Genomic DNA, 14486 nt, shown 5'->3' with positions numbered 1-14486 from the left:
CAGCTTGATTTTTATGATTCACGATCAAACTATTAATGAGTAAATCACGTAACATTTGGAGATAAGCGATGCAGCAGTTAGCCAGCTTCTTATCCGGTACCTGGCAGTCTGGCCGGGGCCGCGAGCGCACTATTCATCACGCCATCAGTGGCGAAGCCCTGTGGAGCGTGACCAGCGAAGGGCTGGACATGGCGGCCGCCCGTCGCTATGCGATTGAGCGCGGCGGGGAAGCGCTTCACGAGATGACCTTTATCGAACGTGCGGCCATGCTGAAGGCGGTGGCAAAGCACCTGCTGAGCGAGAAAGAGACGTTTTATGCCCTGTCGGCCCAGACCGGGGCGACGAAGGCGGACAGCTGGGTGGATATTGAAGGCGGCATCGGCACCCTCTTCACTTACGCCAGCCTGGGCAGCCGCGAGCTGCCGGATGACACCCTGTGGCCGGAAGACGAGTTAATCCCACTGTCGAAAGAAGGCGGCTTTGCGGCGCGCCACGTCCTCACCTCCAAATCCGGCGTGGCAGTTCACATCAACGCCTTTAACTTCCCCTGCTGGGGGATGCTGGAAAAGCTGGCGCCGACCTGGCTTGCCGGGATACCCGCCATCATCAAACCCGCTACCGCGACCGCGCAGGTGACGCAGGCGATGGTGAAATCCATCGTCGACAGCGGGCTGGTGCCGGACGGCGCCATCAGCCTGATCTGCGGCGGCGCGGGGGATCTGCTCGACCAGCTCGACAGCCAGGACGTCGTGACCTTTACCGGCTCCGCCAGCACCGGGCAAAGCCTGCGCGTGCACCCGAATATCGTGGCGAATTCGATTCCGTTCACCATGGAGGCCGACTCCCTGAACTGCTGCGTGCTGGGGGAAGACGTTACGCCGGACCAGCCGGAGTTTGCCCTGTTCATCCGGGAAGTGGTCCGCGAGATGACCGCTAAGGCCGGGCAAAAATGTACGGCCATTCGCCGGATTATCGTCCCGCAAAACCAGATTGACGGGGTGAGCCAGGCGCTGATTGCCCGTCTGGAAAAAGTGGTGGTGGGCGACCCGGCGCAGGAAGGGGTGAAGATGGGGGCGCTGGTCAACGCCGAACAGCGCGCGGACGTGCAGGAGAAAGTGGAGCAACTGATCGCCGCAGGCTGCCAGATCCGTCTGGGCGGCAAAGCGGATTTGCAGGCCGCGGGGGCGTTCTTCCCGCCGACCCTGCTGTTCTGCCCGCAGCCGGATGAAACCCCGGCGGTGCACTCAACCGAAGCCTTCGGCCCGGTTGCGACGCTGATGCCATATCGCAACGCGCGCCACGCGATGCAGCTTGCCCGCGCGGGCGGCGGCAGCCTGGCCGGTACGCTGGTCACCGCCGATTCGGCAATTGCCCGCCAGTTTATTGCCGGCGCGGCGCGCGCCCACGGGCGTATTCAAATCCTTAACGAGGAATCATCAAAAGAGTCTACCGGCCACGGCTCCCCGCTGCCTCAGCTGGTGCACGGCGGCCCGGGCCGCGCGGGCGGCGGCGAAGAGCTGGGCGGCCTGCGCGCGGTGAAGCACTACCTGCAGCGCACCGCGATTCAGGGCAGCCCGACGATGCTGGCCGCCATTGGCAAACAGTGGGTGCGTGGCGCAGCGGTGCAGGAAGACCGCGTGCATCCGTTCCGCAAATACTTTGAGGAGCTACAGCCGGGCGACAGCCTGCTGACGCCGCGCCGCACCCTCACGGAAGCGGACATCGTGAACTTTGCCTGCCTGAGCGGGGACCACTTCTACGCCCATATGGACAAGATCGGTGCGGCGGAGTCGATCTTTGGCGAGCGCGTGGTGCACGGCTACTTCCTGATCTCCGCCGCGGCGGGACTGTTTGTTGATGCGGGCGTCGGGCCGGTTATTGCCAACTACGGCATGGAAAACCTGCGCTTTATCGAGCCGGTTAAGCCTGGCGATACCATTCAGGTGCGTCTGACCTGCAAACGTAAAACGCTGAAGAAACAGCGTACCGCCGAGGAAAAACCGACCGGCGTGGTGGAATGGGCGGTTGAGATCTTCAACCAGCACCAGCAGGCCGTGGCGCTCTACTCCATCCTGACGCTGGTGGCGCGCCAGCAGGGTGATTTCAGCTAAGTTCCCTTCCCCAGACCCTCTCCCCAAAGGGAGAGGAATCCCAGTAATTTTTTTAACCGGAAGCGATAAATGTTGCTTCAGGAAAATTAATGGCTTACAGCGATGCCCTGGTCCGGCTGTAAATCGCCGAAGCGTTTCCGTAAGGCCGGGGCGAGGCGCAGGGATGCGCCGAGAGGGCGCAGGGATGCGCCGAGAGGGCGCAGGGATGCGCCGAGAGGGCGCAGGGATGCGCCGAGAGGGCGCAGGGATGCGCCGAGAGGGCGCAGGGATGCGCCGAGAGGGCGTGGCCTGCAGGGATGCAGGCTCATGCCCGACCCGATAGCCTGAAGGAATAAGCTGAGGGGACCGCGAAGCGGCGATTTACCGCCGGGAGCCCGGGTTGCCAGGGTGGTGGCGACTGAGCCACCCTGGCACGTTCACCGGTCATGTCGTTACAGAGTAGCAAGGAACATAAAGTGAACGGAATGACCACCACAGCCGTATGTTCCCCCTCACCCCAGCCCTCTCCCTCAAGGGAGAGGGGGTCGCCTGTGCTGACATCATTTGTGGGGAGAGGAAATGGCCCGGCATGTGATTTATCCCCGCTCTTTTTTTAACCTGGCAAGGCTGACAAATAATCTGGCAGATGCAGGCAAACGCTTTTCTCAGGCGCCTGTCAGGATAAGGCTGTCACAACACAATATCCCCTAAATAATTCGAGTTGCAGGAAGGCGGCAAGGGAACGAATCCCCGGGAGCGTACATAAGTACGTGACTGGGGTGAGTGAGTGCAGCCAACGCACCTGCAACTTGAAGTATGACGGGTATAAACACAACAAGATGAGGTCTACGATGGGAAGCAATTCTTCTTTTTCTGCCCGTAGAACGGCGCTGGCCATGGCCGTTGCGCTGTGTTGCGTCTGGCAATCCCCTGTTTTCGCCCACGGCAGTGAGGCGCATATGGTCCCGATGGACAAAACGCTGCAGGACTTTGGCGCGGACGTTCAGTGGGATGATTACGCACAGATGTTCACCATTGCGAAAGACGGTGCCTTTGTGAAGGTCAAGCCGGGCGCAAAAACCGCCATCGTCAACGGTAAAACCCTCAGGCTTGAGGTGCCGGTGGTGATGAAAGGCAAGAAAGCCTTTATTTCCGATACCTTCATCAACGATGTTTTCCAGTCCGGCCTTGACCAGACCTTCCAGGTTGAAAAACGCCCTCACCCGTTAAACGCGCTAACGGCGGACGAAATTAAGCAGGCCGTTGAGATTGTGAAAGCCTCGGCGGACTTTAAGCCGAATACCCGCTTTACCCAGATCGCCCTGGAAGAGCCTGAGAAAGCCAAAGTGTGGGACTTTGTGCTTAACGGTACGGCAGTGGATGCCCCGCGTCAGGCGAAGATCGTCATGCTTGATGGCAAGCACGTTATCGAAAGCGTAGTGGACCTGAAGGATAAAAAAATTCTGCGCTGGGAACCGGTAAAAGACGCGCACGGCATGGTGCTGCTGGATGATTTCACCGCGGTTCAGCAGATCATCAACGAAAGTACCGAGTTCGCCGAGGTGCTTAAAAAACACGGCATCACCGACCCGAAAAAAGTGATTACCACGCCGCTGACCGTCGGCTATTTCGACGGTAAAGACGGCCTGAAGCAGGAAGATCGCCTGCTGAAGGTGGTGAGCTATCTGGATGTGGGCGACGGCAACTACTGGGCGCACCCGATTGAAAACCTGGTCGCGGTTGTCGATCTTGAGCAGAAAAAGATCCAGAAGATTGAAGAAGGCGCCGTTGTTCCGGTTCCCATGACCCCGCGTCCCTATGATGGCCGCGACCGCGTAGAAACGGTGAAGAAACCCCTGGAGATCGTCGAGCCGGAAGGCAAGAACTACACCATCACCGGGGATATGGTGCACTGGCAGAACTGGGATTTCCACCTGAGCCTGGACTCCCGCGTCGGCCCGATGATTTCAACCGTCACCTATAACGACAACGGCAAAAAGCGCCAGGTTATGTATCAGGGGTCACTCGGCGGCATGATCGTTCCTTATGGCGATCCGGACGTGGGCTGGTACTTTAAAGCCTACCTCGACTCCGGCGACTACGGCATGGGCACCCTGACCTCACCGCTGGTGCGCGGTAAAGACGTGCCGTCCAACGCCGTGATGCTCAATGAAACTATCCCGGATTACACCGGCGCGCCGATGGAGATCCCGCGCGCGATCGCCATTTTCGAACGCTACGCGGGGCCGGAATACAAACATCAGGAGATGGGCCAGCCGAACGTCAGCGCCGAGCGCCGCGAGCTGGTGGTGCGCTGGGTGAGTACCGTGGGCAACTACGATTACATCTTCGACTGGGTGTTCCATGAAAATGGCACCATCGGCATTGATGCCGGCGCGACGGGTATCGAAGCGGTGAAAGGCGTTCAGGCGAAAACCATGCACGACGCCACCGCCAAAGACGACACCAAATACGGCACGCTGATCGACCATAACATCGTGGGCACCACGCACCAGCACATCTACAACTTCCGTCTTGATATGGACGTGGACGGCATCAATAACAAGCTGGTGGCGATGGATCCGGAAGTGAAGCCGAATACCGCCGGGGGACCGCGCACCAGCACCATGCAGATTAATCAGTACGATATTGATACCGAGCAGCAGGCGGCGCAGAAGTTCGACCCGGGCACCATTCGGCTGCTGAGCAACACCAGTAAAGAGAACCGCATGGGCAACCCGGTCTCGTACCAGATTATCCCTTACGCGGGCGGTACGCACCCGGTGGCGACCGGCGCGAAATTTGCCCCGGACGAGTGGATTTACCATCGCCTGAGCTTTATGGACAAACAGCTGTGGGTGACCCGTTACCACCCGGATGAGCTCTACCCGGAAGGAAAATTCCCGAACCGCTCCGTACACGACACGGGCCTGGGGCAGTACAGTAAGGATAACGAGTCGCTCAACGATCGGGACGATGTGGTCTGGATGACCACCGGCACCACCCACGTCGCCCGCGCGGAAGAGTGGCCGATTATGCCGACGGAATGGGTGCATACCCTGCTTAAACCGTGGAACTTCTTCGACGAGACGCCAACGCTCGGGAAAAAGAAAGACGAAAAGAAATAAATAACGTACCGGGCGCAATGCCCGGTTTTTCATCCATTTACTTGCTGAATACCACTCCCCGATTATAGTTATTTCTACCTCATATATTTCCATTGCACTTCTTGAACCACTTTTAGCCAGGACGCGGATTTTCCACAAGCGACGTAATACATCACTGAGAGGTTTAGGATGAAATTCAATTTGATCGTCAGGAGTCTTGCTCTGGCTGGACTTGTTATTTCCGTCAGTTCCGCGTATGCCGCAGACGCCCCGAAGGATGCCACGACTGCAACGCAACAAGCCAATAACGCCCTGTTTAATCAGCTTCCTTTCTCCGACAACACCGATTTTACGAACGCCCATAAAGGCTTTATTGCACCGATTCCTCAGGAAATTATCAAAGGGGAACAAGGTAATGTCATCTGGGATCCACAGCAATATTCATTTATTAAAGAAGGCGATAAAGCACCGGACTCCGTTAATCCCAGCTTATGGCGTCAATCTCAGCTGATTAATATCAGCGGCCTGTTTGAAGTGACCGATGGCGTATATCAGATCCGAAATCTTGACCTGTCAAATATGACCATCATTGAAGGGAAAGAGGGTGTTACCGTGGTTGACCCGCTGGTGTCGGCAGAAACGGCGAAGGTCGGGATGGATCTCTATTTTAAAAATCGCGGCAAGAAGCCTGTCGTCGCCATTATTTATACCCACAGCCACGTTGACCACTATGGCGGCGTGCGCGGCGTGGTGGATGAAGCCGACGTGAAATCCGGCAAAGTGAAGGTCTACGCGCCAGCCGGGTTTATGGAAGCGGCCGTTGCGGAGAATATCATGGCGGGTAACGTGATGAGCCGCCGCGCCAGCTATATGTATGGCAACCTGCTGAAGCCCGATGCCAAAGGCCAGGTGGGCGCGGGCCTGGGTACGACCACCTCCGCCGGGACGGTGACGCTGATTGCCCCGACCAATATCATTGAGAAAGACGGGCAAAAAGAGGTTATCGACGGCCTGACCTATGATTTTATGCTCGCACCGGGATCCGAAGCGCCATCGGAAATGCTCTGGTATATCGAAGAGAAAAAACTGATTGAATCCGCTGAGGACGTGACCCATACCCTGCACAACACCTACTCGCTGCGCGGGGCCAAAATCCGCGAGCCGCTGCCGTGGTCGAAGTACATCAACCAGGCGATTGTGCGCTGGGGTGACAAAGCTGAAATCATTATGGCGCAGCACCACTGGCCGACCTGGGGCAACGAAAACGTGGTCAAACTGCTGAAAAGCCAGCGCGATCTCTATCGTTACATCAACGACCAGACGCTGCGTATGGCGAACGAAGGGCTGACGCGCGACGAAATCGCCGCGAACTTCAAGCTCCCGGATTCACTGGCGCATACCTGGGCCAACCGCGGCTATTACGGTTCGGTGAGCCATGACGTAAAAGCCACCTATGTGCTGTATCTGGGCTGGTTTGACGGTAACCCGGCGACGCTGGATGAACTGCCGCCTGAAGAAGGCGCGAAGAAATTCGTGGAGTATATGGGCGGCGCGGATGCCATCCTGAGCAAGGCGAAAACCGACTTCGACCAGGGTAACTACCGCTGGGTGGCGCAGGTAGTGAGCAAAGTGGTCTTTGCCGATCCGAACAACCAGGCGGCGCGCAGCCTGGAAGCGGATGCGCTGGAACAGCTTGGCTATCAGGCTGAATCCGGCCCGTGGCGTAACTTCTACCTGACCGGCGCGCAGGAATTGCGTAACGGCGTGGTGAAAGGGCCAACGCCGAATACCGCCAGCCCGGATACGGTGCGCGCGATGACGCCAGAGATGTTCTTTGACTATCTGGCTGTCCATATCAACGGACAAAAAGCGGGTGACGCCAAATCGGTGTTTAACATCGATCTGGGCAGCGATGGCGGGAAGTACAAACTCGAGCTGGAAAACGGCGTGCTGAACCACACGGCGAACGCGGAAGCAAAAGAGGCGGACGCTACGCTGACGCTTAACCGTGACACGCTGAATAAAATCATCCTCAAGGAGGTGACGCTGAAACAGGCCCAGGACAGCGGAAATATTAAAATTACTGGCGACAGCGCGAAACTTGATGCCATGCTTAGCTATATGGACAAGTTTGATTTCTGGTTTAACATTGTGACACCGTAACGGTGCACGCAAAGGGCGGTTCGTCCGCCCTTTCCTGCTTCACGTGTTAGCCAGAAAGGGTAAAAAGCGTCAATGGAAAAAAGAAAAAAACCGACACTTGAACGGGCAACCTGGCCAACGCGCCATGCTATGGTCATGCACGGGCTGGCGATGAACCTGCCGTGGCTGGCCTTCGTGAATATCAGCTTCGCGGTGATGATTCTGCTTCGCCACGTCCTGCTTAATACCAGCGATCCCCTGTATCCCCATTCGCCGCAGCTGACGAGAATAGTTGATGCATCCATGCTCGGCATTATCATCCTCTCCGCTGCGCTGATCCTGATGGCCTGGCGGCGCATCGCCGGCATCAGCGTGGTATTGTTTATCTGCAGCGCCATCTGGTCGGTCTCCTGCTTCTGGTTTATCACCCAGCTGCTGCTCCCGCACGTCTGGCCGCTGTGCGTCATTTTATTACTCGCCGGCTTAACGGCGCTCTATTTTTATCCTGAAGGGCTACTCGCCTTTGTGCTCCCGCTCTGGATCACCCTGCCGGTAGCAAGCTGGATACGGAACGATGGCCTCAACCTTCATTTTTTTGTTATCTGGAGCGTCTTTACGCTGATCCTGATCTGCGGGCGTTTCATCCTGCTGAGCTGGTTTGACGAGGCCTGGCGACGTAACCAGCAAAATCAGCTGCTGATCTCCAGGCTGGATGCGCTGGCGCATCAGGATCCATTAACCAAAACCGCCAATCGCCGGAAAATGGAAGTGGTGCTGGAGAACGCGGTTGAGCAGAAAAAAACCTTCTCGGTGATTATGCTGGATATCGACTATTTCAAACGCTACAACGACACCTACGGGCACCAGGCGGGTGACGACTGCCTGACCCGCGTGGCGCGGGTGCTGAAGCAGTCGGTGCGCACGCCTGACGATGTGGTGTCACGCTACGGCGGCGAGGAGTTTGTGGTGATCCTGTTTAACTGTCCGGAAAACATCGCAGAAAAGGTTGCACTACGTATTCAGGACGGCCTGCGTACAGAAGCTATACCGCACAGCGCGTCAACCGTTAGCGATCGTGTCACCGTGAGCATGGGGATTGCGAGCATGGCGGAGGGGTTAGCGGGCACCGAGATCATCGCCCGCGCCGATGCGGCGCTGTATCGGGCGAAGGAGGCCGGGCGGGATCGGTGGTCGCTGTAAACATGTCGGGTGGCGGCTACGCCTTGCCCGGCCTACAAAATTCGCCCGGTACAGCCTGATGCCCTCACCCTGACCCTCTCCCACGGGAGAGGGAACAAACACTAAAAAGGCAACCTCCAGGTTGCCTTTTGCTTTTACTAGTAGCGCACGCACACCGATTTGGTTTCACACCAGCCGTCCAGCCAGTCCGGACCAAAGTCGCGTCCGGTGCCGGACTGCTTCATGCCGCCGAACGGCAGGTTGGCGTCAATCAGCGTATGGCTGTTCACCCAGACGGTGCCCGCCTGCAGCCGGTCGGTGTACTCCAGCGCCTTGCTGATATTCTGCGTCCAGACGCTGGCCGTCAGGCCATATTCGCTGTCGTTTGCCAGCTGGAGCGCCTCTTCCCCGTCGGCGACGCGCACCAGGTTGACCACCGGGCCAAACACCTCTTCTCGGGTCAGGCGCAGTGAGGCATCCGGGTTCACCACCAGCGTAGGCGAAACGTAATAGCCTTTGCCTTCCGGCCCCCGGTTACCGACGATCAGCTCCGCGTTGCGCGACTTCGCTTCATCAAGGAAGGTCTGCACCTTGTCGCAGTGCGCGCGCGACACCAGCGGGTTGATAAACGCCTCCGGCGACATGCCCGGCCCGACGCTCAGGGATTTCACCGCCTGCTCAAACCCGCTGACCAGCGTGTCAAACAGCGGCGCTTCAATATAGATGCGCGAGCTCGCCGCGCACACCTGCCCCTGATTCAGGAAGCTGCCGGTCATCAGGCCTTCGATCACCCACGCCGGGTCTGCGTCTTTTAGTACGATGGCCGGGTTTTTCCCGCCCAGCTCCAGAGTCACCCCTGTTAGCGTGTCCGCCGCCGTGCGGGCAATTTGCTTACCCGTCGCCGTTGAGCCGGTAAAGCTCACCTTTGCAATATGCGGATGCGAGGTCAGCGCTGCGCCGCACACCGCGCCGCTCCCGGTCACCACGTTGAACACTCCGTCCGGAATGCCCGCTTCGCTTGCCAGTTCCGCCACGCGCAGCATGGTCAGCGGCGTGGTCTCTGACGGCTTGATGACAATAGAGCAGCCCGCGGCCAGCGCAGGCATCACTTTCCACATCCCGATCATCAGCGGGAAGTTCCAGGGCACAATCCCGGCCACCACGCCAACCGGCTCCTTACGCGTCCACGCCTGATAGCGGGCGCCCTGCGGCAGCGGGATGGAAAGGTCGAGGGTCTTACCCGAAATTTTGGTGGTCAGCCCGGCGGTATAGCGCATCCAGTTCAGGGTGCAGCCGACTTCAAACATGCGGGAAATGTTGATGGATTTGCCCTGCTCCAGCGTTTCAAGCTGGGCCAGCTCCTCGCTGTGCTGTTCGACCAGATCGGCGAAATGAAGCAGGATCCGCTCGCGCTCCGCCGGCAGTTTTCCGGCCCAGCTGCGGGCGACAAACGCGCGCCAGCCGGACATGACGGCACGATCAACGTCGTCGACGCTGGCATCGGCAGTCGAGGCAATGACCTCGCCCGTGGCCGGGTTGAAGACGTTCAGCCGCTTTTCACTGTCCGACGCGGCCTGACGCCCTTCAATCCACAGGCCATGCTGTCGGTCTAAAAATTGTTGTACGGCAGGCTGAATGGCCACCTGTGATTCAGACATAGGATACTCCTTCGTTATTCTTCGCAGGGTGTCCATCCAGTCTAAGTGGGGTTTTGCGTTCGCGCTTTTGTCTCTGTGACATTCGCTTTGCCACCTGTGACAGGCTCCGCAAATCGCGATAATTGCCGCTTATATCGCTGTTACCGGTGAGTGTTCTTTCCTATAGTCAGCCTCATAGCTCTGACAAAATGCAACACAAATGCAACAATGCGAAAACGTTGACGGTGCAGTGAGAGAAACGATGGCGTGTGCAAGCGAGCAGGAACAGTATCAGCAGTGGCTGGCGCAAATTAACCAGGTTTGCGGGCGTTTTAACGCGCAGCCCACCGGGGGGAAATTCTTCGGCGAGCTGGAGACCTGCTATGCGCGCAGCCTGAAGCTCAGCACCGTGACCGCAGGCGGCGTTAACCTGTTCCGCTCCCGTCAGGAGATCGCTCAGAGTAACGATGCCTGGTTCTATACCGTGTTCCAGCTCGAAGGCAGCGCGGAAATTGAGCAGGATGACCGTCGCGCGCTGCTCAGAACCGGTGATATCACGCTGATTGACGCGTCACGTCCCTGCTCGATCAACTGGCGGGAAAAATCCCGCCAGATTTCGCTGCTGGTTCCCCGTCAGATTATTGAGCAGCAGTGTCGCTTCCAGGAGATAAGCTGCGCGACCGCCCTTTCCCGCACATTGCCGACGGTACAGCTGAGCCATCGCCTGCTGATGGAGAGCATGAGCAATGCCGACCTGAGTGACCGTGAAAGCGAAGCGGCGCTCGAGGCGATGATCTGCCTGCTGCGCCCCGCTTTCCAGCAGCGTGAAATCATTCAGCCGCGCAAGGAGCGCCAGTTCCAGCATGTGGTGGCGCTGATTGACGACCATATTCAGTCTGAATCGCTGCGCCCGGAATGGATTGCCGCCGAGAGCGGTATGTCCGTGCGCAGCCTTTACCGCATGTTTGCCGAGAAGGGGCTGGTGGTGGCGCAGTACATCAAAAACCGTCGTCTGGATCTCTGCGCGCAGGCACTGCAATCTACCGGTGATGATGAAAAGCTGGCGGGCATTGGCTACAGCTGGGGGTTCACCGACCATAGCCATTTTTCAACGGCGTTTAAGCAGCGTTTTGGCGTTTCGCCGGGTGAATACCGCAGGCGCTACCGCTAACTACTTTTTGAGCCATTTTCCGTTAATGCCCTTCACGTATTCGCCCGGCTGCGCGCGGGCAACCAGTTTCTGACCTGCCATTTTAGCCACTTCATCGACCGGCAAATTATTGCTGTCGGCCAGCTTCTGGTAGTTTTCCGCGCGCGCCGCATTGATACGATTGACCAGCGCCAGCGATTCCGCGTCCTGTTGAATCGGGGCAAGATAGCCGCTGAGGGTTTCCCCCACGCGCCCCTGCGCCCGGGCATCGTTTAAGGTCAGCGCAGCCGCCTGCACGTTCATCCCCAGTGCCAGTAAAATGAGAGCTAATCGTTTCATGGCATCCTCAGAACAGATCGCTGCGCGATTTCAGCAGGGTTTCAACGTCTTTATCGACCTTAATGTGGATCTCATGTTCGATTTTGACATTCATATTGATGGTAATCGGCTCCTTTGGCGCAGCGACTTCAATGCGCGGCGTACAGCCGGTCAGTAGCGCGGCAACGGCAACGGTGAGCACACCAGCCATCTTTTTCATTGTTGTTCCTCACTTTCCTTGCCAGTCAAACTGCGGGGAGCAGGTATCGCCGCATGTTGCTCAAACCAGGTTTGCAGGTTGTCCCCAAAGCGCAGGCTGCGCCAGAGGGTAAAGACATTCTCATCATGGGTATAGTTCAGGTTGACGGAGCTGCTTTTGCCATCCACCCGGCTGGTCCCCTTGATGGTCGCCTGCATGTTTAATTCGCCCAGATTATCTAAATTGATTCTCGTCCACGAACGCGAAATTTCCATATAGCGGAGCCAGTTAATCGCGGCGCCCGCCACCATATTATCTTTCACGATGGCGTCAGCCGTATCTTTGTCGATGCGCAGCGTCAGTGGCCCCGGGTTGGTCAGCCAGCCATCTTTAATGATCCATTTTTCATTGTCCAGCCAGAACGGCAGCGCCCCGCTCACCGGCCCTGACATGGCAAACTGTTTCGGATTAACGGCGCTAATCAGCTCGCTCGAAGAGATATTGTCCACGCGCAGCAGGGCCGGATCGTGCTGAGGCATCCGCAGCTGCTGCATGGTGATTTTCCCGCCAAGGGTTTCCACCTTCACGTTGGTGAGGAGCAGCGGATTGTCCTCCGTCCAGGGATAATCCCCCTGTAGATCGGCGGTAATGTTGCGCGCGGTCACCAGGTTTTCCACTTCGCCAATGCGCAACGTGACCGGACCACGCGTGCCGAGAGACCAGGTTCCCTCGCTGAAGCGGAACGGCAGCACAAAATCGACGCCGTTAATCTGGTTATCCGGCATCCAGGCGCTGCCGGATTTCAGCACGCCGTGCCCGCCCGCTTCAAAGCCCTGATCGGCCGCCGCCGAGAAGGCGACCTGCGCGTAAAGCTCCCCGTCGCGCAGCGTCATTTTCCAGTCCGGCGGGATCAGCGGCTGGAAGACGGTGAGCGACTGTTTCGGCCACCAGGCCTGCCCGCGAAGGCGCACGCCGTCCCAGCGTCCGTTCACCTGTACCGGGCCGATTTTGTCCGCATGGAGGTCGCCCTTGAACTGAAAAATGGTCGGGTCGGTGCCGTCGACGCTGAAGGTCAGGACCGAGGGCGGCAACACGCTGCCGCCGGAGAAACGGGTTTGCCCGGCGTTGAGAGACAGCGCGCCGCTGAAGGCCGGTTTTTCGGGGTCACGCAGCCAGCGCACCGGTTGATCCAGCACCAGACGCGGCTTGCTGACCTCCATCGTGCCGTACTGGAGCTTGTCAAAACCGGTGGAGAGCGCCGTCAGCTCAATAAGATTGTCGCGCCACTCGCCTTTCCCGGCGACATCCCAGCGGGCATGCATCGGCGTGAAACCGCCTTTCCCCCAGTAGCGCCACTGCCACAGGCCGTTATCAGGTAAAAAGTCGTTGGCCTGGCCGTCCAGGTGGAGTTCAAAATCGCCCATCTGGTTTTCATGGGCGCGCAGAATCGCCTGTAAACGACCGTCCACGCCCTTCTGCGTCAGCTTCACGCCCGCCAGCGGCCAGCGGATTTCATCGATATCGAGTGAGTCAATGATGCGCCCGCGCGAGCGGAGCAGCGCGCCCGGCTCAAAGGCCAGCAGCGGTTCATACAGACTGCCGGTCAGCGTGGCAGGCAATTTTGCGTAAAGAATAAGATCGTTTTGCTTCGCTTCACCGCTCAGATGCAGGGGCATGTCGCTGTTTTCCATGCTGAGTCTGCCGGGCCCAATGTTCAGTACCGCGTTGCCTTTCCCCGCGTCACCCTGGGTAAGCACATTCAGCCGTCCGGTCAGGGTGGTTTTATCGAGCCCCTGCTGCCAGTTGTCGGCGCGAAGGGACACCCGCCCGCTCAGCGGCATACCTGAGAGATCCCAGTTCCAGCGCCCGTCGCTGATGTTCAGCTGCTCCGCGGTGATCTGCCACGGCAGGTCGAGCAGCGGATCGGGATTATCCCGCGCCATCACTACCAGCTGTCCCTGATTGTCTTCCCAGTCCAGATCGGCATCGACCAGAGACGTCAACTGTGGCACGTTAAAGGTCGCGACCGCGTGGCCCTTCACCGGCACGCCATCCGGTACCAGCGGCAAGGTAAACTCGCCCACCAGCTTAATCGGCTGCGGCTGGTCCGGGAGCTGGACATCGAACTGGCTGACCGAGAGCGTCTGACCGCGAAGCGTGCCTTTAATGCTGACCTGCTCGCCTTTATAGGCGATCTCCTGAATGGACGGCGTCAGCGACGCATGCAGCTCGCCCTGCCACTGCTGCCAGGGCGACAGCGTCAGACGGTGAACCGTGATCCAGGTATTCGGTAATACCGCCTGCCACTGTGCCAGCGTTTTGGGGGCGACCGTTGAGGGTGCAGACTGGGGAATTTTGCTCAGACAGGCGGAGTTAAGATCCAGCGCACCGATATCCAGCTTCCAGCGGCTTGGATGTGACAGCGTCACGTTATCGATGCGGACAATTTCGCAGTCTTCAACCAGATAGCGAAGATCGGGGATCACCAGCGCGTGGCGGGTAAGTTTCGGACTCTCTTCGAAAGCGATGCGCGTCCCGACGGGCAGCCAGATCCCAGCGAGCGTCGGTACCCACTGGGCGAGCGTCATCAGCAGCGTCAGCGGCAACAATATGAACAGCAGTAAAAGCGCAAGAGCGGCTTTGTATTTACCCTTCATGGGCAGT

Annotated in this window: 10 protein-coding genes; 5 read left to right on the top strand and 5 right to left on the bottom strand. The window is 58.4% G+C overall.

Annotated features, from left to right (window positions below):
* Positions 1 to 68: 68 nt before the first annotated feature.
* Complete coding sequence (gene paaZ, locus NI40_RS10430) at positions 69 to 2111, top strand: phenylacetic acid degradation bifunctional protein PaaZ (RefSeq protein WP_039262621.1); 2043 nt, start codon at positions 69 to 71, stop codon at positions 2109 to 2111.
* Positions 2112 to 2197: 86 nt separating this feature from the next.
* On the opposite strand, the gene NI40_RS24100 is transcribed toward paaZ, so the two are convergent.
* On the bottom strand, positions 2198 to 2419 hold the full coding sequence (locus tag NI40_RS24100; RefSeq protein ID WP_176686743.1) for a hypothetical protein: 222 nt from the start codon (positions 2417 to 2419) through the stop codon (positions 2198 to 2200).
* Positions 2420 to 2941: 522 nt separating this feature from the next.
* Between NI40_RS24100 and tynA the strand changes: the two genes are divergently transcribed.
* The 3 genes from tynA (at position 2942) to NI40_RS10415 (ending at position 8539) form a co-directional block, all read left to right on the top strand.
* On the top strand, positions 2942 to 5218 hold the full coding sequence (gene tynA, locus NI40_RS10425; RefSeq protein ID WP_039262647.1) for a primary-amine oxidase: 2277 nt from the start codon (positions 2942 to 2944) through the stop codon (positions 5216 to 5218).
* A gap of 168 nt (positions 5219 to 5386) precedes the next feature.
* Complete coding sequence (locus NI40_RS10420) at positions 5387 to 7360, top strand: alkyl/aryl-sulfatase (RefSeq protein ID WP_039262648.1); 1974 nt, start codon at positions 5387 to 5389, stop codon at positions 7358 to 7360.
* Between the two features lie 72 nt (positions 7361 to 7432).
* Complete coding sequence (locus NI40_RS10415; RefSeq protein WP_039262649.1) at positions 7433 to 8539, top strand: GGDEF domain-containing protein; 1107 nt, start codon at positions 7433 to 7435, stop codon at positions 8537 to 8539.
* Between the two features lie 137 nt (positions 8540 to 8676).
* Here NI40_RS10415 and NI40_RS10410 read toward each other — a convergent pair whose 3' ends face one another.
* Entirely contained in the window at positions 8677 to 10176 is a 1500-nt protein-coding gene (locus NI40_RS10410) for an aldehyde dehydrogenase family protein (RefSeq protein ID WP_039262650.1), read from the bottom strand.
* A 241-nt stretch (positions 10177 to 10417) separates the two neighbouring features.
* Here NI40_RS10410 and feaR point away from each other — a divergent pair, with 241 nt between their 5' ends.
* Entirely contained in the window at positions 10418 to 11326 is a 909-nt protein-coding gene (gene feaR / locus NI40_RS10405; protein WP_039262651.1) for a transcriptional regulator FeaR, read from the top strand.
* On the opposite strand, the gene NI40_RS10400 is transcribed toward feaR, so the two are convergent.
* The 3 genes from NI40_RS10400 to NI40_RS10390 are packed head-to-tail and all read right to left on the bottom strand — an operon-like array spanning position 11327 to position 14479.
* On the bottom strand, positions 11327 to 11644 hold the full coding sequence (locus NI40_RS10400) for a YdbL family protein (RefSeq protein WP_039262652.1): 318 nt from the start codon (positions 11642 to 11644) through the stop codon (positions 11327 to 11329). It lies immediately after the preceding gene.
* Positions 11645 to 11651: 7 nt separating this feature from the next.
* Positions 11652 to 11843, bottom strand: coding sequence for a YnbE family lipoprotein (locus NI40_RS10395; protein WP_014169918.1), 192 nt, complete (start codon positions 11841 to 11843; stop codon positions 11652 to 11654).
* The gene (locus NI40_RS10390; protein ID WP_039262654.1) at positions 11840 to 14479 is read right to left on the bottom strand and encodes a YdbH family protein; all 2640 of its coding nucleotides are present in this window, start codon (positions 14477 to 14479) and stop codon (positions 11840 to 11842) included. The genes NI40_RS10395 and NI40_RS10390 overlap by 4 nt, the downstream gene beginning before the upstream one ends.
* Between the last annotated feature and the right edge of the window lie 7 nt (positions 14480 to 14486).

This window comes from Enterobacter sp. E20, from assembly GCF_000801755.2.
Taxonomy (GTDB): Bacteria; Pseudomonadota; Gammaproteobacteria; order Enterobacterales; family Enterobacteriaceae; genus Enterobacter; species Enterobacter asburiae_B.
This window is presented reverse-complemented; position numbering and strand designations above follow the sequence as displayed.

What these genes read in the sequence shown, in the direction of transcription:
- paaZ (WP_039262621.1), top strand. Translation starts at nt 69, where the DNA reads ATGCAGCAGTTAGCCAGCTTCTTATCCGGTACCTGGCAGTCTGGCCGG.
- NI40_RS24100 (WP_176686743.1), bottom strand. Translation starts at nt 2,419, where the DNA reads ATGAGCCTGCATCCCTGCAGGCCACGCCCTCTCGGCGCATCCCTGCGC.
- tynA (WP_039262647.1), top strand. Translation starts at nt 2,942, where the DNA reads ATGGGAAGCAATTCTTCTTTTTCTGCCCGTAGAACGGCGCTGGCCATG.
- NI40_RS10420 (WP_039262648.1), top strand. Translation starts at nt 5,387, where the DNA reads ATGAAATTCAATTTGATCGTCAGGAGTCTTGCTCTGGCTGGACTTGTT.
- NI40_RS10415 (WP_039262649.1), top strand. Translation starts at nt 7,433, where the DNA reads ATGGAAAAAAGAAAAAAACCGACACTTGAACGGGCAACCTGGCCAACG.
- NI40_RS10410 (WP_039262650.1), bottom strand. Translation starts at nt 10,176, where the DNA reads ATGTCTGAATCACAGGTGGCCATTCAGCCTGCCGTACAACAATTTTTA.
- feaR (WP_039262651.1), top strand. Translation starts at nt 10,418, where the DNA reads ATGGCGTGTGCAAGCGAGCAGGAACAGTATCAGCAGTGGCTGGCGCAA.
- NI40_RS10400 (WP_039262652.1), bottom strand. Translation starts at nt 11,644, where the DNA reads ATGAAACGATTAGCTCTCATTTTACTGGCACTGGGGATGAACGTGCAG.
- NI40_RS10395 (WP_014169918.1), bottom strand. Translation starts at nt 11,843, where the DNA reads ATGAAAAAGATGGCTGGTGTGCTCACCGTTGCCGTTGCCGCGCTACTG.
- NI40_RS10390 (WP_039262654.1), bottom strand. Translation starts at nt 14,479, where the DNA reads ATGAAGGGTAAATACAAAGCCGCTCTTGCGCTTTTACTGCTGTTCATA.